The organism is Streptomyces sp. NPDC041968 (assembly GCF_055589025.1).
In genome coordinates, this window is record NZ_JBVJCB010000017.1 from 119,801 (window position 1) to 139,689 (window position 19,889).

Here is a 19,889-nt window from a genome sequence, read left to right on the forward strand (position 1 = left end):
GTCAGCTCGGTCCCGCCTTGTAGCCGACGCCACGGACGGTCACGACGATCTCCGGCTTCTCCGGGTCCTTCTCGACCTTGGAGCGCAGCCGCTGTACGTGCACGTTGACCAGCCGGGTGTCGGCCGCGTGCCGATAGCCCCAGACCTGCTCGAGGAGCACTTCGCGCGTGAACACCTGCCATGGCTTGCGGGCCAGCGCCACCAGCAGGTCGAACTCCAGCGGCGTCAGGGCGATCGAGTGCCCCTCCCGCTTCACGGAGTGACCGGCCACGTCGATGACCAGGTCGCCTATGGCGAGCTGCTCCGGCGCCGGTTCCTCGGACCTCCTCAGGCGCGCCCGGATACGGGCCACCAGCTCCTTCGGCTTGAACGGCTTCACGATGTAGTCGTCGGCACCCGACTCGAGACCCACCACGACGTCGACGGTGTCACTCTTCGCCGTCAGCATCACGATCGGCACACCCGACTCCGCCCTGATCAGGCGGCACACCTCGATGCCGTCCCGACCGGGCAGCATCAGGTCGAGCAGTACCAGGTCCGGCTTGGTCTCCCGGAAGGCGGCCAGCGCCTTGTCACCGTCGGCTACGAAAGATGGCTCAAAACCCTCACCACGCAGCACAATGCCGAGCATCTCGGCCAGTGCGGTGTCGTCGTCGACGACAAGGACTCGTCCCTTCATAAACGACATCATCCCATTCTCGTAACAGATGCGAAGGCGCAGGTGAGGCAGGTCACTGGCCCGTGACGATAGTCGTACGGGGCCGTCACTGTCTGCCCCCGTCCGCCGGCGTTGATGTCAGCGACGGATGTCAGTTCTGATCACCCCGGAACGCTGCCTCTTCCTCGCCTGGCCACGCAAGTGTCACACCGACTCGCTGACACAAGTCGACCCACCGCCGCTCGGACGGCTCCCGCTCCACCCACAGCACGGCCGCCGCCTCTGGCGCACGTTCACGGAGCTGGTCTTGGTAGTCGAGGACCTGGCCGAGGCCCGCACGAAGCTGTCGAGCCTCGTTCGCGGGCGTTAGCGACTTCACCTCGCACACGGTCAGTCGGCCTTCGGCCTCCCGCCACGCAAGATCAAAGTCGGGGTCGGAGACATCCGGGGACAGAGCGACGTAGCCACGGCGCTGCGCTTCCGCGGCCAGCAGGTTCTGCAACCTGCGGTGCGTCGACAGGTTACGCCCCACCAGATCCGGGTCTGGCGCGCTCGGTGTACCCGGAGCCGGCGCAACAGTTTCATCCGGAGCTACGTAGTCCTGTCCGATCTCGACCTCGGGCGCGGTGATGGTGGCCTTGACCGGCACCATGTGGAAGCGAATGACCTTCCGTAGATCACCACCACCAGTGGCCGGCGCCTCATCCTCCGTGTACGGCTCCTCCGCGTCGAGCGTCCACTCCCCGAGGTATCGCACCGTTCCCCGAGCACCGTCGAACAGACGCAGTCGCTTCCCGTTCTGGCGGTGATCCAGGATCGCCCTGTTGCCCCGGATCATCTGCTGATCACCAGTCTGACCTTCTCCGGTGTAGTGGAAGGTGCCGTCCTCGTTCCACGTGTCGTAATAGCCGTGCTGGTGCCCTGAACTCGGCGCGGTGAAGATCAGTACGTTGTCCGTGGTGCTGCATGGCGAGATGCCGTTTTGGGTGCTCCCCCCGAACTTCGCGTGAAGGTCGACCCTGCGGATTTCGTCGCCCGGTTCCAGATCCCAGTCAGGGTCTGCGCCCTCTGACACCTCGATCGCCTCCCGCACGGCCTGCCACTCTTCATCGGTCAACCGGTGAGGGCTGCCGGCAAACGGCTGTCGAAGGATCGTGGCATCGCTCATCCGCGGGTCGTCAGCGAGTCGTTGCTTGGGAACCCGAAGGTCCAACCACTTCTCAACTACCAGCGGGACGAAGTGCCTCGGCCCCGGGTCTTCGGCCCAGTAGCGCAGGTCAGGTTGCCCATACTCAGCGTCTCCGGTGAAGTGGCCGTACGCGACGACACCGGCGTTCGGACCGCTCACCCACAGCACGAACTTGTCGCCGGCCGCCACCTCGTTCACGTAGCGGACGACTGTCCACGAGTTCAGAACATGGCCGTCACGGCGATGACCTTCAAGATCGAACTTCTTCGGGTTGCAGCTCAGCAGCCAGGTAGACACGAATCCCCCATGGTGACTCCGTTGGTGAGGGCACCTTAGGGGATGGCACTGACAAGGCTTCGTGAGACGCCGTCGCACTGCCCTAGTCGACCATGGGCGGCCGAGATGGACGCCCGGCCCAGGTAATCGGCGACGCATAGTGACATGGACGTCGCTTCGATAAGACGATGAACGCTAGGCTAAATGCACGGGCGAGCGGAGTCAGCGGGGTGGGGTGTTGGGGCGTGAGTGGGACTTCTACCGGACAGACAGAGGTGCTAGCCCTGTCCAGAAGGAACTGGACAAGTGCAAGCTGACCAAGACCGAGAAAGCTCGCCTGAAAGTCCTCATGGAGCGGATCAAGCGCGGCACCACACTGTCAGGTGACGTCAAGCCGCTCGGTGGCGATCTGCGGGAGGCTCGCCTAGACGGCGATCATCGCATCTTCAGGCTCATCTACGTCGAGGAGCGCGAGGGACTGCTGCTCCTCGGGCTGACCTTCTTCCAGAAGAAGTCCCAGGCCACGCCTCTGCCAGCCAAGCGCACAGCGAACAAGCGGCTCAAGGAGTGGCGACAGCGTCGCTCAAGTGGCTGACTACAGGTTCACTGATATCGGTTCTAGGCGATACTGTAGCTACAGACTGAGGGATGGGGGTGCCATGGCTGCATTGGATGACCTGCTCGGCATCGAACCTGACGACCCTGCGATTGCTGCCGCGACTGAGGATGCTGAGGCCTACGCCGACCTGGTAGAGAGCCTCGTTGTGCTTCGCAGGAAGCGTGGCCTGACTCAGCGGGACGTTGCCGTGAGCATGGAGACGACACAGTCCACGGTGTCGGATTTCGAGAGAGTGGGTGGAGACGCTAGGTACTCCACCCTGCAGCGGTATGCACGAGCCGTAGGTGCCCGACTTTGCACCCTGGTGGCTGCCGGTGATGCACCCGTGACTCCCACCTGGCGGGTCGCGACGCAGATGCCGGTACAGCTGGTGGCCAAGGAGGCGGACCATCCACGAACTCGGACCAGCTGGCACCACTCCAGCGAAGGAACTGTGACCCTTCGGTGAGCAAGGAAGAGAAGAAGCCGAAGGCGGCTCCGTCATCGCTCGCTGAGCTGGTCAGCAGAGCAGAGGTGCAGGATGTCAGCTTCCTAGAACTGCACGGCACGCGCGCAGAAGCTGAAGACAGCGATGCCGCCGATGCCGACGACTCCAGTCCGCACATGCACGTCTGGTATCGCTCGGGAGAGGGCCACATCGGGGTGCGGTGCCGGTTGGACCTACGCACGTCAGAGGCTCGACTGGTGGCGGATGCAGCCGCAGAGTTCAGTGTGGATGGCCCACTACCGCAAGATGATCAGCTCAAGGAAGCGTTCACGGAACGGGTTGGTGTCGCCGTGGTGTACCCCTACCTGCGTGACGCGGTGCAACATCTTGCACAGAAGCTAGACATAGATGTTCCAGTCCTGTCTTTGATCGCCCACAAACTCTCTGTGTAGCGATCTTGCAGTCTTCTTGACTCCAGCCCGAGTCGAACCGCCCAATGCCCACATAGGCCGGCGGAGCGGCTTTGGGCTGGAGCTGCTTTGGGGCGAGTGATCTTGGCCCCGTAAGCTGATGGCGAGTCGGGCAGTCTGTGGACCTGCCCGGTAAAGCACGACGTTGGGGCCAAGATCTTAGAGGCTCGCCCCAAAGTGGCTGCCTAAAGCCGTGGAGCCGGCCGCCCCAGCCACGACATGGTCGTGACCTTGGCATCGCATCGCATCTCACCCCAGCCCCGGCCTGTTCTTCACCCCCTTGCGGGCGCGGGCGGGCGTCGACGCGCGGCCCCGGTGACGAAGGCAAGGAGGGGCGGCGCGGCGGCGACCGACCGGCGCCGCCGCGCTGTGCGCGGCACCTTCGATCTCCGATCGGACTGCTTGCAGTTCCAGGAGGCCGGGCGCGAGAGCGAGCGCAGCGAGCCTTGATGATGTAGGGAAACTCTTACCGCGCCATGCCCTGAGCGGCTGATCCCGGGGTGTCGGCAACGCGTTGATCTGGGCTACCGTGCGGTCTATGCCCTCTGGACTGGACACGCCTCACGGCGCGGCTGAACTGGCTGAGTCGCTCTTGCCTCCGCTTGGGAACCGCTGGCTGCACACTCAGGCGGTGGCGGCTAGGGCAAGCGAAGCATCCGCGGCCGTGTCCGAGGGCGACCGTGATCTGCTCGTCGCTGCTGCCTGGCTGCACGACATCGGCTACGCCCCGGAGCTGCGAGACACAGGTTTCCACCCGCTCGATGGTGCTCGTCATCTGGAAGCCCTTGGGGCACCCTCGCGGCTCGTCCGCCTCGTGGCCCATCACTCCGGGGCCGTGTACGAAGCTGAACAACGCGGCCTGTCTGCTGAACTTGACGCGTATGAGCGGGAGGACTCTCCCGTCCTCGACGCGCTGATCTACGCGGACATGACGACTGGGCCGGCCGGACAGTCCTTCGACTTCGATCACCGCATTGACGAGATCCTGGTGCGATACGAGCCGGGCAGTGAAGTGCACGACGCGATCAGCAAGGCGCGTCCGTACCTCGGGGCTGCCGTTGAGCGGACGCGCTCTCGCCTCGCTGGTCAGCCGACGTAGGGATCGGGGTTATCGGTCAGCCCGCGGTCGATCCGCATCCGCATCGACGGGTGGATGTTGAGGCCGTCCAGTTGGCTGGGGTGGACGAACGCCACTTCCTTGCTCTCGCTGCTCGTACGCAGTTCGCCGCCCACGATGCGGGCGCGGAAGCAGATCGAGAACTGTTGGCGCACCTCGCCATCGTCGTACGCCATGACGTGCGCCGGGTTGGTGTAGATGCCGACCAGTCCCGTCACCTCGACGTCGAAGCCGGTCTCTTCCTTGGTCTCGCGCACGGCAGCATCGGGCGCTGACTCGCCGACGTCCACGCCACCGCCGGGGAGCGCCCACAGGTTGTTGTCCGTCTTGTGGATCAGCAAGACTTCGCCTGCATCGTTAAGCGCCACTGCGGTGACGGACGGAACGATGCTGTTCGCCTTCGGGGCGTTCGGATCGTTGAAGTAGTCGACTCGGGCCATGTTCCAAGCCTTGCACGCTCCGTGAGGGGGTCGCGTGCCGCGGCTGCCTACTCGGGCCGGCCGCGCTCCCATGCGTAGTCGAAACTCCGCATGTAGTGCCGAAAGGACCGGGCTCCCGGGATGTAGCGGAAGTGCAGCACCGGGTTCTGCCCCGCGGGCGCTCCGAGTACGTGCGGGTTCACCAACACGTCGTCGTCGAACCGGTAGATCGAGTTGTAGAGGATCGTGTCGTGAAGCCGGACGTCGACGCCCGGCGTCGTCAGTGCCGGTTCGAGGTATCGCCGGGTGATCCTGGCGCGGGCGGCGAGATCGTCACCGATGCCCTCCTCCTCGCCGCGTTGGCGGACCATCTCCGAGTTCGGGTCACCGAGCAGGATGCGAACCTGCCCGCCGGCCTTCGCTTTCTCTGCCAACAGGTCTGGGAGGTCCGGGTGGCTGTCGAAGAGGAACAGTCCCGCGTAAACGAGGATGTCTACGTGGTCCCGCGCCTTCTCGATCAGCGATGACCACAGTGTGGCTGGCACTGCCCCACGATGCGGGTAGTACGTGATCAACTCGGAGGTGCTCGCCGACTCGGCTTGCTTCTGAACTCCGGGCCAGATGTAGACCTCGTCGACGCCCAGGAAGCTCGCGGCCTTCCAACGATGTCCCCGGTGCGGTGTGCGGTCCGTAGTGATCCACCGTTCCACGCTCTTGGGGTCCACCCCGACGTGCTGTGCCACGGACTGGATCGTCTCGCCCTTCGCTGAAATCGCCGCGCGCAGACGCTCGTTCGCCATGACGTGTCCTTCCATGGACGCCGTAGGGACGTTTTGACGATAGCTCAGACGTCCCCAAACGTCCATACGGACCGTGATGCGTCCACTACCTCTCACGGTCTCCTGATCTCACCGCCGGATGGCGGTTCAACTCCCGCTAGATCAGGAGAACAGACGATGCGTCAGATTCCCGTCGACACCTCCACCGCCACCGTGATGGTGGCCCAGTCCCCCCAGCCGAAGGTGAAGGACCGCCGTACCGGCGAGCGCGCGATGGACGCCGAGACCGGCGCCGCGCTGTCGACCGTGGACGTGATGTTCGCGGCCAACGGTGAGGTCGAGATCCTGTCCGTGACCGTCCCCGAGTCCGGCATCTCCGGTGACCTGATGATGGGCACCCCGGTCGCGCTGACGGGGCTCATCGCCCGGCCGTGGGAGAACGAGTTCAACGGCCAGAAGCGCCACGGCATCGCCTTCCGCGCGGTCGCCGTGACCTCCCTCGCCGCCGGCACCTCGTCCTCGAAGGCGGCCTGAGCCATGACGTGGCTGATCGTCGCTCTGGTGCTGGTCGTCGCCGCTGCGGGTCTCCTGCGGTGGCGGCGCCCCGCCTGGTACTGGCTGACCTTCGGGGTCACCCTCGCCGCCCTGCGGGTCCTGGTCCGCTACGGCTCGGTCATGGAGGCCTGCGGGCTCACGGTCCCGGCCCCGCGCTGGCGCCTGACCCTGGCCCGGATGACCAACCGGCCGATCCCCGGCCCCCGTGCCCCGCGCGTCCTGCGGCTGCGGGTAACCCGTACCGGCCTGGTGCTGCGGCTCAAGCTCCGCCCGGGTCAGGACGCCTTCGACGTGGCGGCCTCGTGTGACCGGCTGCGGCACTCCTTCGCCCTGTACGGCGTCACCTCCCGTGAGCTGCGCTCGGGCGTGGTCGAGCTGCGGATGACCGGTTACGACGTGCTCAAGCGGGTGCAAATGCCGGCGCACGTCGACACCCGGCCGATGCGGGTCCCGGTTGCCCTGCGCGAGGACGGAGCGGTCCACTACCGGGACTACCGCACGGTTCCGCACGGGCTCACCCTCGGCGCCACGGAGTCCGGCAAGTCGGTCTATCAGCGCACCCTCGTTGCCGCGCTCGCGCCGCAACGGGTCGCCCTGGTCGGCATCGACTGCAAGCAAGGGGTGGAGCTGTTCCCGCTGGCACGACGGTTCTCCGCGCTCGCCGACAACCCCGACACCGCCGCCGAACTCCTCGACGCCCTCGTGTCCCACATGCAGGACGTGTATCAGCTCATCCGGTCTCACCAGCGGATCACCGCCGACGTGCCGGACGCGGAGATCGCCGCCGACATCTGGGACCTGCCCGAAGACCTGCGCCCGGTGCCGATCGTGGTCCTGGTCGACGAGGTCGCCGAACTCGCCCTCTTCGCCACCAGGGACGACGAGAAGCGCCGCGACAGGATCATCACCGCGCTCGCCCGGCTCGCTCAGCTCGGCCGTGCCGCCGGCGTCTACCTGGAGATCTGCGGGCAGCGCTTCGGCTCCGAACTCGGCAAGGGCATCACCATGCTCCGCGCCCAGCTCACCGGCCGCACTGCCCACCGCGTCAACGACGAATCCTCGGCGAACATGGCCTTCGGCGACATCGCCCCGGATGCCGTGCTGGCCGCGATCCAGATCCCCACCGACACGCCCGGCGTCGCCGTCACCGGTGACTCGTCCGGCGGCTGGGCCCGCATCCGCGCCCCGCACACCTCGCTGCGCCAGGCCGTGAACGTCTGCAACCGGCACGCCGACCTAACCCCGGACCTGCCCGCCCTCGCACCGTTCCGGCCCGCCCTCGGCACCCTCGCCTCGGTCCCGGCCCCGGCTGTCGAGTCGGCCCCGGCCGCCGCCTGACCCCCGCCCGGGAGGCACCCCATGCCCACCGCGAAGAAGCCCACCACCCGCCGCAAGACCACGCCGCCGGCGCCGGAACCCGCGAAGTGCCCCGACTGCGACGGCAAGGGCGAGACCCGCGAAACCGTCCGCGTCGGCGCCCGCAAGGGCCGTGTGACCGACGACCACCAAACCGCCCTGTGCCTCACCTGCTGGGGCACCGGCCACGCCACCGACTGACCAGGAAGGGAGGACACCATGCCCCGCACCGTGTTCCGCGTGGATGCCGTCCTGGTCCAAGCCGTCATCGCCGGCGCCCTGTCCTTCGCTCACCTGCACGACCTCGCCGCCGCGGCCGGACAGGACGGCTGGAAGGCCTGGGCCTACCCGGTCTCCGTCGACCTGCTCCTGGTCGCCGCCTGGCGCCGACTGCGCGCCGACGGACCCTCCCGGCTGGCCTGGTGCTGGTTCCTGATCGCCCTGATCGCCTCACTCGGCGCCAACGTCGCCACCGCCGGACTCCTCGACCTGACCAACGTCCCGGCCTGGCTGCGCATCCTCGTCGCCGCCTGGCCTGCCCTGGCCTTCATGGGCGGAACCCTCCTCGTCCACTCACCCGCCGACCGCTCCTCGCCCCCGACGGCACCCGCCACCGCGGATCCGGAGCCCGTGCCCGAGGCGGAATCCGCCCCGGCCCCCGCTGCTGAGTCCACCCCAGAACCGGTCGACTCCGCCGACCACGCCCCGGCTCTCCCGCCCGCCGACCCGGCCCCGGTACCGCCGCCGGCCGTCCCGGTCCCGGCCGCGCTGGTCGACCACGCCCGAAAGGTCGCCGCCGACCACGAACACCGAACCGGCGCCCGGATCGACACCGACACCCTTCGCGCACGTCTCGGCGTCCCGCCGCACATGGCCGACGCCATCGCCGCCCAACTCGCCTGACTGAGAGGAGATCACCGTCATGCCTGCCCGCGACTTCTTCCACTCCGTGATGCGGATCGGACCGGTACAGATCGGCACCCACCGCGACCGCCACGGCCAGACCAAGCACGCCGCCGTGTGCAGCTCCGACGGCTGCGGCTGGTCCGCCGACTACACCAGCCAGTCCGCCGCACAGCTCGCCGCCCGCACCCACCGCTGCAAGGTCCGCTAGGAGGCCGCCATGGACGTCCCACTCTGGTTCGCCCTGCTCTGCGTCGGAGCCCTCGGCGTCAAGCTCATCCGCCCGCCCTGGTGGCTCATCGGCGTGCTCCTGCTCGGCGGCTTCCTCCTCGCCGACAGCGTCCTCGCCCCGGTCATCGACACCGCCCTCAAGTAGCCACGGAAGGAGGAACGTCCATGTTCCGCCCCAAGCTCCCGACCATGCCCCAGCCCACCGGCATCGTCACCCCGCCCGCCGTCATCGAACCGACCACGATCACGCCCGGCACCCCGACCACGCCCACGGCCCCGGCCGCCCCGGTCCCGGCCTCGACCCTGCCCACGATCCAGCTCACGCCCGGCACAGCGCTCGCCCTCGTCGGGGGCGGTACCGCCGTGGTCCTGATCGTCGGCGCCGTTCTGGTCTCCATGCTCTTGGCGGTCGCCATCACCGGCGTCTCGGTCGCCGTCTGCGCCGTCGTCCTGCGTTCCCTGCTCGCCTCCGACAACCGGCGCCGCTAACGGCCCCCAGGGCGGCTCTCTCGCCAAAGAACCGCCGCCCCGGGCGCCTTCCCACCTTCCAGACCCAACGGACCCGAAAGGCACGCCCATGATGCCCCAGCACGCCTCGACCACTCGCGTCTGCCGCGACTGCGACGGCTTCCCGACCGTCGCCATCACCACCGGCACCCGCCACCCCGACGGGACCCGCGCCACCCTCCGGATCACCTGCCCGACCTGCAAGGGCACCGGCCACGCCACCTCCACCGCCCTCGTCCGCGCCGGGCGGTGACTGTCATGGCCCTGCTGAATTGGCGCTCCTCGGAGCACTACGACCACACCGGCGACCAGCCGTGCGTGATCTGCGCCAAGCCCACCCCACTGCGCTCCGACCGCGGCAATGCCGTGCACAAGGTCTGCGCGGAGGACTGGATCGACCGCCACACGGACAAGGGGGACGACGCGTGACCAAAGCCGTCACCCCGGCGAGCCTGGACCCGATCACCCTCAGCGATTTGCTGCGGGTGGCCGGGTCCCCCGGCTTCGACCGCTGGCAAGACCAGGTCAAGCGCACCGGCGGCTGCTCCGACCCGATCCACCTGACTGGCTGGACGATCCACAAGGACAAGGCCACCGGCGAGACCCTGCACCACTACTCGACCACCGACGAGCCGGGCGGACGGCTGCGCGTCGCCTGCGGCAACCGCCGCGCCTCCCGCTGCCCCGCCTGCGCCTGGACCTACGCGGGCGACACGTACCACCTGATCCGTGCCGGGCTCGCCGGTGACGACCGCCGCGACATCCCCGCCACCGTCCGGGATCACCCGCGGGTCTTCGCCACCCTCACCGCCCCCTCCTTCGGCTCGGTCCACAACCGGCCCGACCGAGGCGCCTGCCGCTGCGGTGCTCACCACGCCCCGGACGCCTCGGAGCTGGGTACCGCCCTCGACCCGGCGACGTACGACTACGCGGGCGCGGTGCTGTTCAACAACTACGCCGGGCAGCTCTGGCAGCGCTTCACCAACCGGCTTCGCCGCGAGATCGCCGCCCGCGCCGGCATCACCCAACGTGAACTCAAGGAGTGCGCCCGGCTGTCGTACGGCAAGGTCGCCGAGTTCCAGAAGCGCGGCGCCGTGCACTTCCACGCCGTGATCCGCATCGACGGACCCGACGGGCCCGACACCCCGCCGCCTTCCTGGGCCACGGTCGATCTCCTCGCCGACGCGATCCGCGCCGCCGCCGCGCACTCGTACACCTCGGTCTCGGTCCCGGCCGCCGCCGACCAACCGGCCCGCACCTTCCGGTGGGGCACACAGCTCGACGTACGGCCCGTGAAGGCGTTCGGAGACGGCTCCGACATCACTGAACAAGCCGTTGCCTCCTACGTCGCCAAGTACGCCACCAAAGCGGCTGAGAACACCGGCACCCTCGACCGCCGGGTGGGGGAGCTGTCCGAACTCGACCGCCACGGCGTCCCCGACCACGCCCGCCGCCTCATCGCCGCATGCAAAGCACTCGATCCGCTCTACCCCGACCGGCGCCTATGGGCCTGGGCACACATGCTCGGCTTCCGCGGCCACTTCTCCAGCAAGAGCCGCCGCTACTCGACCACCCTCGGCGCCCTCCGCCAGACGCGCGCCGACTACCGCGCCGCACAGGAGCACGCCGGCCTCAGCCTGGATGACCGCGAGCCGGAGACCGTGCTCGTCCTGACCGACTGGCAGTACGCCGGCCACGGCCACACCCCCGGCGAATCCGTGCTCGCCGCCACCATCGCCCGGGATCTCCAACTCAATCGGGAGACCGCCCGCGAAGCCATGCGAGACCAATTGGCCCTGGAAGGAGCCGCCGCGTGACCACCGCAACTGTTGAATTGCTGACCGTGCCAGAGGTCATGGCGCGGCTTAAGTACAGCCGTTCGAAGGTGTACGACCTGATCAGGGAAAAGCGGCTCGTCTCAATCACCGAAGGTCGCTGCCGTCGGATTCCCGAGAGCGCTGTTCAGGACTACATCCGCGCACGTCTTGAAGAGGCTTGCTGATGGCACGTCAGCGAAGGCGCAACCCCAATGGGTCCGGCACGGTCACCAAGCGCGCTGATGGCCGGTACCAGGCTGCGGTGTACGTCCCTCAGCCTGACGGGACAGTGAAGCGGAAGTTCGCGTACGGCAAGACGTACGACGAATGCGACCAGAAGCGCCGGGATCTCCTCGACCGTGCCAAGGGTGGCATCCCGACACCGACGCGGGACATGACCTTGGGACAGTGGTTCGACTACTGGCTTGAGGTCATCGTCAAGCCGAACCTGAAGCCCAAGAGCTACGAGACGTACGAGCAGGCCGTGCGCAACCACCTTCGGCAGCGTCTCGGGTCCAAGGTCATGGTCCGGCTGGGCGTCGCGGAGCTGCGCGGGGTCATTCAGCGGCTCGCAGAGGAGAGGGGACCCAAGACTGCCAAGCAGGCTCTTCGGGTCCTCTCAGCGGCGCTCACGGCCGCGATGGTGGAAGACATCGGCCTGACTCGAAACGTGGCCAAGCTCGTCCACATCCGTGCGACGACCGACAGCGGCAAGAGCTGGGATGCCGTGACGGTTCTCCGCTTCCTGGCTGCGGCTCGGGGGCTGACCGTGTACTACCCGGCGTTCCTGCTGCTCTGCCTGCTCGGTCTCCGCCGTGCCGAGGTGTGCGGCCTGCGCTGGGAGAACGTCGACCTCGACAACCGGATTCTCTGGGTGGAACAGCAACGGCAGCGTTCCAGCGCCGGGACGATCGACTTGGACCCCAAGACCGAGACATCCAGGGCGCCCCTTCCCCTGCCGGCGCAGTGCATCGCGCCTCTGCGCTGGACTCGGATGCGTACGGCCATGCTGCGGGATCGCGCGATCAGTCAGGGACGCTCCTGGTTCGAAGACCCGGACGGGCACGTCTTCATCTCGCGGACGGGTCACCCGCTCCTGGCATCAAACCTGTACCTGACCATGCAGCGGATCATCAGGGCGGAGGGGTTGGACAAGATGAACCCCAAGGGGCTGCGGAAGTCCTGCGGCACGCTGCTGGTTCACCTCAAGGTGCACCCGAGGATCGTCAAGGCCATCCTTCGGCACAGCCGCATCGCGACGACGATGGACATCTACGCTGAGGCACTGACGCCCGACATCATCGAAGCGGTGGGACAGCTTGACCGCCTGCTGCGACAGCCGGCCCGGATCCGAGCGTTGGATGTCGACGGATCGGGCCTCGACAGTCGTTGATGTCGCCGTTAGATGTCACGGCCCCTTCCTCTGCGAATAGGCGCAGGTGGAGGGGCCGTTTTCGTCGGTCAAGCCGACATCATCCCATTAGCTAATCGTTACCTGGCGTGACCTGGCACACAGCTCGGCCAGGGCGTCGGCCGTCACGGGCGAAACCACGCCCTCCTCGGTGACGATCGCCGTCACCAACTCGGGCGGGGTCACGTCGAACGCCGGGTTGTACGCCTGGGTCCCCAGGGGTGCCACCGGAATTCCGCCTCCCGCTCCGGTCACCGGCACCTGCGGTGCTGTGATCTCGGTCACTTCGTATCCGGGACGCTGTTCGACCTCGATGGACGCCCCGTCCCTGGTGCCCCGATCCACCGTCGTGAGCGGCGCCACCACGATGAACGGCACGTGGTGGTACCTGGCGAGCACGGCGAGCGGATAGCTCCCCACCTTGTTCGCCACCGAACCGTCGGCCGCGATGCGGTCCGCGCCGATGAGCACCGCGTCCACCTCACCCGCCGCGAACAGCGAACCGGCCGCGTTGTCGGTGAGCAGGGTGTACGCCATGCCGTTGCGGGCCGCCTCGTATGCCGTCAGGCGAGCACCTTGCAGCAACGGACGCGTTTCGTCCACCCACAGGCGCCGCAGCCGCCCCGACCGGTGCGCGGCGAGCGCCACCGCGAAGGCGGTCCCCTCGCCGCCCGACACCAGTGCACCGGTGTTGCAGTGCGTGAGGACACGGTGCCCGCCGGCGGGCAGCAGCTCGTCCAGCAGCGCCGACCCGTGCGCGGCCATCCGGACGCTGGCCTCGGCGTCCTCCCGGTGCAACGCCCGGGCCGCGGCCAGGGCGGCCGCGGCGGCCTGCCCGGTGTCGCCGGTCCTGGCGAGCGCCTCCTGGTGGGCCGCGTGCGCCCGACCGACACCGACGGCGAGGTTCACCGCGGTGGGGCGGGCCCCTGCCAGCGCCGCCGCGGCCTCCTCCACCTCGAAGCCCCGGACGGCGGCGAGCGCGACGCCGTAGGCGCCCGCGACACCGAGCAGGGGCGCCCCGCGCACGGCGAGCGAGCGGATCGCCTCCACGAGCGCGGACGGGTCCGTGCAGACCAGCTCGACCTCCTCGACCGGCAGCCTGGTCTGGTCCAGCAGGACCAGCACCGGGCCCTCTGGTGGTTCCTCCCAGCGCAGTGCCGGGATCTCGGTCGGCCGCTTGTCCTCGCCGCTTCGCGCGTCCTGATCAGCCATGCGATCAGTCTGCCCCCTATCCGGCGGACAATTGAAGGTGCGCAGCCCATACCGCGCCCGGTCCGCAGCCGGCCACCCCATGGCACGATGGCTGCCAACCTGCCGCCGCGCCCGCGGACGGGCACCGTGAAGGAGCGACGATGAACGACACTCCGGGCTGGGCCTCGCCCGGATCCGCCCCGTCCGACGGGCGGGAGCCCGGCACGTCCGGCCCCGCCGAGCCCGCCGACCGTCCCGGCGTCCCCGATCAGCCCGCGCGGCCCGCGGACCAGCCGGGCGCGGAGCCGACGGGCCCCGGCACGAAGTGGTCCAAGGAGCAGCCGCCCCCCGGCCAGTGGTCGGCGCCGACCGGTCACGAGCAGGGCCCGCCGCCCCCGCCGCCGAACCAGGGCTGGGGCGCCCCGCCTCCAGGTGGACCCGGCGGCTACGGCGGCCAGGGCGGGGCCTACGGCGGTTACGGCCCCCCTGGTGGGCCCGGCGGCTGGGGAGGCGGCTGGGGCGGTCCCCCGCCCGCGGCCAAGCCCGGCGTGATCCCGCTCCGCCCGCTCGGTGTCGGCGAGATCCTCGACGGCGCCGTCTCCACCATGCGCACCTACTGGCGCACGGTCCTCGGTATCTCGCTGACCATCGCGGTGTTCACGGAGATCGTCGTCGTACTGCTCCAGGGCCTCGTCCTGGACGACACCAGCTCCGAGGTCCTCAACGACCCCGACGCCACCCTCAGTGAACTCGGCGACGCCCTGACCGAGACCACGCTCAACTCGGGCGTCGTCTTCCTGATCTCGCTGATCGGCACCGTCCTGGCCACCGCCCTGCTCACGACCGTCACCAGTCGGGCCGTGCTCGGCAGGCCGGTGGCGATCGGGGAGGCCTGGCGGGACGCCCGCCCCCAGGTGGCGAAGCTTTTCGGCCTGATCGTCCTGCTGCTGCTCATCGTCGCGGGCATCGTCACGGTCGGCATGGCCCCGGGTCTCCTCGTGTCCGCCGCGGGGGGCGGCGACGCGGGCGTGGCCCTGGCCGTACTGGGCGCTCTGGCGGCCGGTGTCCTCACGGTGTGGCTCATGGTCCGGCTCTCGCTGGCCTCCCCCGCGCTGATGCTGGAGAAGCAGGGCATCAAGCAGGCGATGAGCCGCTCCCTGAAACTGGTCCGCGGCTCCTGGTGGCGCGTCTTCGGCATCCAGCTGCTCGCGACGATCATCGCGACCGTCGTCGCGTCGATCATCGCCATCCCCTTCGCCTTCCTCGCCGCGGCCCTCGGCAGCGACGGCATCGGCGGCTTCCTCGACGGCACCGGGAACCTCGGCTGGACCTTCCTCATCGTCAGCGGCATCGGCTCGGTGATCGGCTCCATGATCACCTTCCCGATCACGGCGGGCGTCACCGTGCTGCTGTACATCGACCAGCGCATCCGCCGCGAGGCCCTCGACCTCGAACTGGCCCGTGCCGCCGGCCTCCCGGGTTCCGGCACCTCCGGCACCACTCCGGGGAGCTGATGCGGTGAGCCCGGCGGGGGGAGTGCTCACAGAGGTGCTGTCACGCGCCGCCGTACGGACGTCGTCCCACGCCGGCGACGCCTCCGTGCTGTCGCTGCCGCGGGCCGGTGACGAACCGCCGGTGACGATCCCGCGCGACCCCGCGCGGGAGGCGGCCCGGGACGAGCTGTCCAAGCGGATGTACCACGAGAACGATCCCAGCTGGTTCCAGCGGGCTCTGAACGCCTTCTGGGACTGGATCGACGAGCTGTTCAGCAGGGCGTCCACCGCGATGCCCGGGGGGACGCTCGGCCTGGTGGTCATCATCGTGGCCGTCCTGGCGGTGCTGGGCGCCCTCTGGTGGCGCCTGGGCACCCCGCGCCGCGGGCCGGCCTCCGCCCCCGCCCTCTTCGACGACCGTCCGCGCAGCGCCGCCGACCACCGCGCCGCGGCCGAGGCACACGCCGCCCAGCGGCACTGGAACCAGGCGGTCCAGGAACGCATGCGGGCCGTCGTCCGCGCATTGGAGGAACGAGCCCTCCTGGACATCCGCCCCGGCCGCACCGCCGACGAGGCGGCCACCGAGGCCGGCCGCGCCCTGCCCGCCCACGGCGACCGGCTGCGCGCCGCGGCCCGGGACTTCGACGACGTCACGTACGGCGGCCGTCCCGGCACCGAGCAGGCGTACCGGCGCCTGACGGAACTCGACCGCGACCTGGAGCGCAGCAAGCCGCAGCCGGTGGCCGGCACGGCCGGCAACGGGGACTCGAACACCTCGTGGGGAGCCGCCGGATGACCACCGAGGCCACGCTCCCCACCACCTCGGCCTCGCCCACCGCCCGCCAGGTGTGGACCCGCGCACGGGGCATCGCCCTCGCACTCGTCGTCCTGCTCGCCGGTGCCGTCGCGATCGCCGTCGTCCGCTCCGACGCCCGCCACGGGGAACTCGATCCGCGCTCCGCCGACCCCTACGGCAGCCGGGCGGTCGCCGAACTCCTCGCCGACCGGGGGGTGTCCACGCGCGTGGTGACCACCCTGGACGACGCACGCGCCGCGGCCGGCCCGGACACCACCCTCCTCGTCGCCGTCCCCGACCTGCTGACCGGACGTCAGCAGACGCAGCTGCACGCGGCGACCGCGGGCTCGGGCGGCCGTACCCTCCTGGTGGCCCCCGGCGGCCCCGCCGTCGAACGGCTCGCCCCGGGCGTCACCGCCGATCCCGCGCTCAGCTTCGACTCCACACTGGCCCCCGACTGCGCCCTGCCGGCCGCCCGGCGCGCGGGCACCGCAGACACCGGCGGCATCCGCTACAGCAGCGACCACATCGGAGCCGAAGCCTGCTACCCCAGTCGCCGCCTCGCCACCCTGCTGCGCATCCCGGACGCGTCCGCGAAGACTCCCCAGGAGCGCACCCCGGGCGACACCGTCGTCCTGGGCGCCCCCGACATCCTCTACAACGACCACCTCGACGAGCACGGCAACGCCTCGCTCGCCCTGCAACTCCTCGGCTCCCGCGCACACCTGGTCTGGTACCTCCCCTCGCTCACCGACACCACCACCCCGGACGACGAACGCAGCTTCTTCGACCTGCTCCCCTCCGGCTGGCTCTGGGGCACCCTGCAACTCTTCGTCGCCGCGGCCCTCGCGGCCCTGTGGCGGGCACGCCGGCTCGGCCCCCTGGTCCCGGAGAACCTTCCCGTGGTGATCCGCGCCTCCGAGACCGTCGAAGGCCGCGCCCGCCTCTACCGCAAGGCGAACGCCCGCGACCGCGCCGCCACTGCTCTTCGCTCCGCCACCCGCACCCGCCTCGCCCCCCTCGTCGGCGTCCCCGTCGCCCAGGCGCACGCGCCCGAGGCCCTGCTCCCCGCCCTGTCCGCCCACCTCACCGGCGAACACGACGGCGGACAGGCCCTGCACACCCTCCTCTTCGGCCCGCCGCCCGGCGACGACGCGGCCCTCACAGCCCTCGCCGACCAACTCGACGCCCTCGAAAGAGAGGTACGCCGTCCATGATGGACCCGACCACTGACAACGCCGGGCGGACCGGGAACCCGGGCGACGCCCGCGCCTCCCTGGAGGCCCTGCGCGCCGAGATCGCGAAGGCCGTGGTCGGCCAGGACGCCGCCGTCACCGGTCTCGTCGTAGCGCTCCTGTGCCGCGGCCACGTGCTCCTGGAAGGCGTCCCCGGAGTCGCCAAGACCCTCCTCGTGCGCGCCCTCGCCGCCGCCACCGAACTCGACACGAAGCGCGTCCAGTTCACCCCCGACCTGATGCCGAGCGACGTCACCGGCTCCCTCGTCTACGACGCCCGCACCGCAGAGTTCTCCTTCCAGCCCGGTCCCGCGTTCACCAACCTCCTGCTCGCCGACGAGATCAACCGCACGCCCCCCAAGACCCAGTCGTCCCTCCTCGAAGCCATGGAGGAACGCCAGATCACGGTCGACGGCACGCCCCGTCCCCTCCCTGAGCCCTTCCTGGTCGCGGCGACCCAGAACCCGGTCGAGTACGAGGGCACCTATCCCCTGCCCGAAGCCCAGCTGGACCGCTTCCTCCTCAAGCTGACCGTCCCCCTCCCCTCCCGGCAGGACGAGATCGACGTCCTCACCCGCCATGCCTCGGGCTTCAACCCGCGCGACCTGCGCGCCGCCGGCGTACGCCCCGTGGCGAGCGCCGCCGATCTGGAGGCCGCGCGCGCGGAGGTCGCCAAGACGACCGTCTCCCCCGAGATCACGGGCTACGTCGTCGACATCTGCCGGGCCACCCGCGAGTCGCCGTCCCTCACTCTCGGCGTCTCCCCGCGCGGGGCCACGGCCCTGCTCTCGACCGCCCGCGCGTGGGCCTGGCTGACGGGCCGCGACTACGTCACTCCCGATGACGTGAAGGCCCTGGCCCTGCCCACCCTCCGGCACCGGGTGCAGCTCCGTCCGGAGGCCGAGATGGAGGGCGTGACCACGGACTCCGTGATCAACGCAATCCTCGCCCACGTCCCCGTGCCCCGCTGATGGCCTTCACCGGACGCGCCGCGCTCCTGGCGGCCCTGGGCTCCGTCCCCGTCGGCATCTGGGAACCGTGCCTGACGGGGATCCTCGCGGTCAACGTCCCGCTGGCCGCGGCCTGCGCCTGCGACTTCGCCCTGGCCGCCCCCGTACGGCGTCTGCGTCTCTCCCGCAGCGGCGACACGTCCACGCGTCTGGGCGACACCGCCGACATCACGCTGACGGTCGCCAACCCGTCCAACCGCCCGCTTCGGGCCCACCTCCGCGACGCCTGGCCGCCCAGCAGCTGGCTGGCCGGCGGGGAGGCGGCGGCCTCCCGTCACCGGGTGACGGTGCCCGCCGGTGAACGCCGGCGCGTCACCACGCGTCTGCGGCCCACGCGCCGCGGCGACCACCGGTCCGACCGCGTCACGATCCGCTCGTACGGGCCGCTGGGGCTCTTCACCCGTCAGGGCACCCACCGGGTCCCGTGGACGGTACGCGTCCTGCCTCCTTTCGCCAGCCGCAAGCATCTCCCCTCGAAGCTGTCCCGCCTCCGCGAACTCGACGGCCGCACGAGTCTGCTCACCCGCGGCGAGGGCACGGAGTTCGACAGCCTGCGTGAGTACGTCCCGGGCGACGACACCCGTTCGATCGACTGGCGGGCGACCGCTCGCCAGACCACTGTTGCCGTACGCACCTGGCGCCCGGAGCGGGACCGGCACATCCTGCTCGTCCTCGACACCGGCCGCACCTCCGCCGGCCGTGTCGGTGACGCCCCCCGGCTGGACGCCTCCATGGACGCCGCCCTGCTGCTGGCCGCACTGGCCTCCCGCGCGGGTGACCGCGTGGACCTTCTCGCGTACGACCGTCGGGTGCGCGCTCGTGTACAGGGCCGCACGGCGAGCGATGTGCTCCCGTCACTGGTCAATGCGATGGCCACCCTGGAGCCGGAGCTCGTGGAGACCGACGCCCGCGGTCTCACCGCCACGGCCCTGCGCTCGGCCCCCCGCCGTTCTCTGGTCGTCCTGCTCACGACGCTCGACGCCGCCCCGATCGAAGAGGGGCTTCTCCCGGTCCTGCCCCGACTGACTCAGCGCCATACGGTGCTCCTGGCGTCGGTGGCGGACCCCCAGATCGCGCGTATGGCCAGGGCGCGCGGTACCACGGACGCGGTCTACGAGGCCGCGGCGGCCGCACAGGCCCAGTCGGAACGCGATCGCACCGCCGACCAGCTCCGCCGGCACGGCGTCACGGTAGTCGACGCGACCCCGGAAAACCTCGCCCCGGCACTGGCAGACGCCTATCTCGAACTGAAGGCAGCAGGACGTCTATGACCGGCGGGGCAGCCCGCCCCGCCGCTCCACCGGACATCCCTCAACACCTCCGGAGTTTCCCCTGAACGCAGAAAACCCCGCACCGTTCCCGGTGCGGGGTCTCCTCGCAATAATTGTTCGGCGGCGTCCTACTCTCCCACAGGGTCCCCCCTGCAGTAC

At 69.8% G+C, this 19,889-nt stretch carries 26 protein-coding genes; 21 read left to right on the plus strand and 5 right to left on the minus strand.

All coding sequences use genetic code 11. From position 1 onward, the window contains the following. Window position 1 precedes the first annotated feature (1 nt). Both mtrA and ACZ6EG_RS31965 read right to left on the minus strand, forming a co-directional pair. The gene (gene mtrA / locus ACZ6EG_RS31960) at window positions 2-691 is read right to left on the minus strand and encodes a two-component system response regulator MtrA (protein WP_391972976.1); all 690 of its coding nucleotides are present in this window, start codon (window positions 689-691) and stop codon (window positions 2-4) included. 118 nt (window positions 692-809) lie between these two features. Further along, a complete protein-coding gene (locus ACZ6EG_RS31965; RefSeq protein WP_366768795.1) occupies window positions 810-2,144 on the minus strand; it encodes an SRA domain-containing endonuclease in 1,335 nt (444 codons plus the stop codon). 214 nt (window positions 2,145-2,358) lie between these two features. Between ACZ6EG_RS31965 and ACZ6EG_RS31970 the strand changes: the two genes are divergently transcribed. The 4 genes from ACZ6EG_RS31970 to ACZ6EG_RS31985 all read left to right on the plus strand — a co-directional run bounded on the left by ACZ6EG_RS31970 (window position 2,359) and on the right by ACZ6EG_RS31985 (window position 4,738). Beyond that, window positions 2,359-2,718 carry a type II toxin-antitoxin system RelE/ParE family toxin gene (locus tag ACZ6EG_RS31970; RefSeq protein WP_366768793.1) on the plus strand — a complete coding sequence of 120 codons (360 nt, stop codon included), beginning with the start codon at window positions 2,359-2,361 and terminating at the stop codon, window positions 2,716-2,718. Window positions 2,719-2,782: 64 nt separating this feature from the next. Beyond that, window positions 2,783-3,190: a helix-turn-helix domain-containing protein gene (locus ACZ6EG_RS31975; protein ID WP_366768804.1), complete on the plus strand. Its 408-nt coding sequence runs from the start codon at window positions 2,783-2,785 to the stop codon at window positions 3,188-3,190. Beyond that, window positions 3,187-3,621, plus strand: a complete 435-nt coding sequence (locus tag ACZ6EG_RS31980; protein WP_366768792.1) for a hypothetical protein — start codon at window positions 3,187-3,189, stop codon at window positions 3,619-3,621. Before ACZ6EG_RS31975 ends, ACZ6EG_RS31980 begins: the two co-directional genes overlap by 4 nt. A gap of 556 nt (window positions 3,622-4,177) precedes the next feature. Further along, the gene (locus tag ACZ6EG_RS31985; RefSeq protein WP_366768791.1) at window positions 4,178-4,738 is read left to right on the plus strand and encodes an HDIG domain-containing metalloprotein; all 561 of its coding nucleotides are present in this window, start codon (window positions 4,178-4,180) and stop codon (window positions 4,736-4,738) included. Here ACZ6EG_RS31985 and ACZ6EG_RS31990 read toward each other — a convergent pair. Together ACZ6EG_RS31990 and ACZ6EG_RS31995 are read right to left on the minus strand one after the other, a co-directional pair. Then, window positions 4,726-5,196: an NUDIX hydrolase gene (locus tag ACZ6EG_RS31990; protein WP_359191878.1), complete on the minus strand. Its 471-nt coding sequence runs from the start codon at window positions 5,194-5,196 to the stop codon at window positions 4,726-4,728. The two genes, ACZ6EG_RS31985 and ACZ6EG_RS31990, sit on opposite strands and share 13 nt — an antisense overlap. A 47-nt stretch (window positions 5,197-5,243) precedes the next feature. Then, window positions 5,244-5,975, minus strand: coding sequence for an XRE family transcriptional regulator (locus tag ACZ6EG_RS31995; RefSeq protein WP_366768790.1), 732 nt, complete (start codon window positions 5,973-5,975; stop codon window positions 5,244-5,246). A gap of 156 nt (window positions 5,976-6,131) precedes the next feature. Here ACZ6EG_RS31995 and ACZ6EG_RS32000 point away from each other — a divergent pair, with 156 nt between their 5' ends. The 12 genes from ACZ6EG_RS32000 (at window position 6,132) to ACZ6EG_RS32055 (ending at window position 12,716) form a co-directional block, all read left to right on the plus strand. Continuing rightward, entirely contained in the window at window positions 6,132-6,488 is a 357-nt protein-coding gene (locus tag ACZ6EG_RS32000) for an SCO3933 family regulatory protein (RefSeq protein WP_469609897.1), read from the plus strand. A gap of 3 nt (window positions 6,489-6,491) precedes the next feature. After that, window positions 6,492-7,847, plus strand: a complete 1,356-nt coding sequence (locus ACZ6EG_RS32005) for an FtsK/SpoIIIE domain-containing protein (RefSeq protein ID WP_366768788.1) — start codon at window positions 6,492-6,494, stop codon at window positions 7,845-7,847. A 21-nt stretch (window positions 7,848-7,868) separates the two neighbouring features. Continuing rightward, the gene (locus tag ACZ6EG_RS32010) at window positions 7,869-8,066 is read left to right on the plus strand and encodes a hypothetical protein (protein ID WP_469609900.1); all 198 of its coding nucleotides are present in this window, start codon (window positions 7,869-7,871) and stop codon (window positions 8,064-8,066) included. 18 nt (window positions 8,067-8,084) lie between these two features. Next, complete coding sequence (locus ACZ6EG_RS32015) at window positions 8,085-8,768, plus strand: DUF2637 domain-containing protein (protein ID WP_366768786.1); 684 nt, start codon at window positions 8,085-8,087, stop codon at window positions 8,766-8,768. Between the two features lie 19 nt (window positions 8,769-8,787). Continuing rightward, entirely contained in the window at window positions 8,788-8,979 is a 192-nt protein-coding gene (locus ACZ6EG_RS32020) for a mobile element transfer protein (RefSeq protein WP_007387681.1), read from the plus strand. A 9-nt stretch (window positions 8,980-8,988) separates the two neighbouring features. After that, the gene (locus ACZ6EG_RS32025; RefSeq protein ID WP_355160939.1) at window positions 8,989-9,144 is read left to right on the plus strand and encodes a hypothetical protein; all 156 of its coding nucleotides are present in this window, start codon (window positions 8,989-8,991) and stop codon (window positions 9,142-9,144) included. Between the two features lie 20 nt (window positions 9,145-9,164). Further along, on the plus strand, window positions 9,165-9,488 hold the full coding sequence (locus ACZ6EG_RS32030; RefSeq protein WP_366768785.1) for a SpdD-like protein: 324 nt from the start codon (window positions 9,165-9,167) through the stop codon (window positions 9,486-9,488). Between the two features lie 91 nt (window positions 9,489-9,579). Next, complete coding sequence (locus tag ACZ6EG_RS32035) at window positions 9,580-9,759, plus strand: hypothetical protein (protein ID WP_366768803.1); 180 nt, start codon at window positions 9,580-9,582, stop codon at window positions 9,757-9,759. Window positions 9,760-9,764: 5 nt separating this feature from the next. Continuing rightward, window positions 9,765-9,935 (plus strand): hypothetical protein, encoded by a 171-nt coding sequence (locus ACZ6EG_RS32040; protein WP_366768784.1) that lies wholly within the window; start codon window positions 9,765-9,767, stop codon window positions 9,933-9,935. Next, window positions 9,932-11,323: a replication initiator protein RepSA gene (repSA, locus tag ACZ6EG_RS32045; protein WP_366768783.1), complete on the plus strand. Its 1,392-nt coding sequence runs from the start codon at window positions 9,932-9,934 to the stop codon at window positions 11,321-11,323. Before ACZ6EG_RS32040 ends, repSA begins: the two co-directional genes overlap by 4 nt. Further along, complete coding sequence (locus ACZ6EG_RS32050) at window positions 11,320-11,508, plus strand: helix-turn-helix transcriptional regulator (RefSeq protein ID WP_366768782.1); 189 nt, start codon at window positions 11,320-11,322, stop codon at window positions 11,506-11,508. The genes repSA and ACZ6EG_RS32050 overlap by 4 nt, the downstream gene beginning before the upstream one ends. Next, window positions 11,508-12,716: a site-specific integrase gene (locus ACZ6EG_RS32055; protein ID WP_366768781.1), complete on the plus strand. Its 1,209-nt coding sequence runs from the start codon at window positions 11,508-11,510 to the stop codon at window positions 12,714-12,716. Before ACZ6EG_RS32050 ends, ACZ6EG_RS32055 begins: the two co-directional genes overlap by 1 nt. An 87-nt stretch (window positions 12,717-12,803) precedes the next feature. Here ACZ6EG_RS32055 and mtnA read toward each other — a convergent pair whose 3' ends face one another. Beyond that, window positions 12,804-13,946 carry an S-methyl-5-thioribose-1-phosphate isomerase gene (gene mtnA / locus ACZ6EG_RS32060; protein WP_391972975.1) on the minus strand — a complete coding sequence of 381 codons (1,143 nt, stop codon included), beginning with the start codon at window positions 13,944-13,946 and terminating at the stop codon, window positions 12,804-12,806. Window positions 13,947-14,086: 140 nt separating this feature from the next. On the opposite strand from mtnA, the gene ACZ6EG_RS32065 reads away from it, so the two are divergent. From ACZ6EG_RS32065 to ACZ6EG_RS32085, 5 genes are read left to right on the plus strand one after another with little or no spacing between them, the layout of a single operon-like run. Next, window positions 14,087-15,439, plus strand: coding sequence for a DUF7847 domain-containing protein (locus ACZ6EG_RS32065; protein WP_469609908.1), 1,353 nt, complete (start codon window positions 14,087-14,089; stop codon window positions 15,437-15,439). A 37-nt stretch (window positions 15,440-15,476) separates the two neighbouring features. Continuing rightward, complete coding sequence (locus tag ACZ6EG_RS32070) at window positions 15,477-16,214, plus strand: DUF4129 domain-containing protein (protein WP_469609922.1); 738 nt, start codon at window positions 15,477-15,479, stop codon at window positions 16,212-16,214. Further along, entirely contained in the window at window positions 16,211-17,431 is a 1,221-nt protein-coding gene (locus tag ACZ6EG_RS32075; RefSeq protein ID WP_469609911.1) for a DUF4350 domain-containing protein, read from the plus strand. The genes ACZ6EG_RS32070 and ACZ6EG_RS32075 overlap by 4 nt, the downstream gene beginning before the upstream one ends. After that, window positions 17,431-18,420 carry an AAA family ATPase gene (locus ACZ6EG_RS32080; RefSeq protein ID WP_391972990.1) on the plus strand — a complete coding sequence of 330 codons (990 nt, stop codon included), beginning with the start codon at window positions 17,431-17,433 and terminating at the stop codon, window positions 18,418-18,420. The genes ACZ6EG_RS32075 and ACZ6EG_RS32080 overlap by 1 nt, the downstream gene beginning before the upstream one ends. After that, window positions 18,420-19,730 (plus strand): DUF58 domain-containing protein, encoded by a 1,311-nt coding sequence (locus tag ACZ6EG_RS32085; protein ID WP_469609915.1) that lies wholly within the window; start codon window positions 18,420-18,422, stop codon window positions 19,728-19,730. The genes ACZ6EG_RS32080 and ACZ6EG_RS32085 overlap by 1 nt, the downstream gene beginning before the upstream one ends. Window positions 19,731-19,889 lie beyond the last annotated feature (159 nt).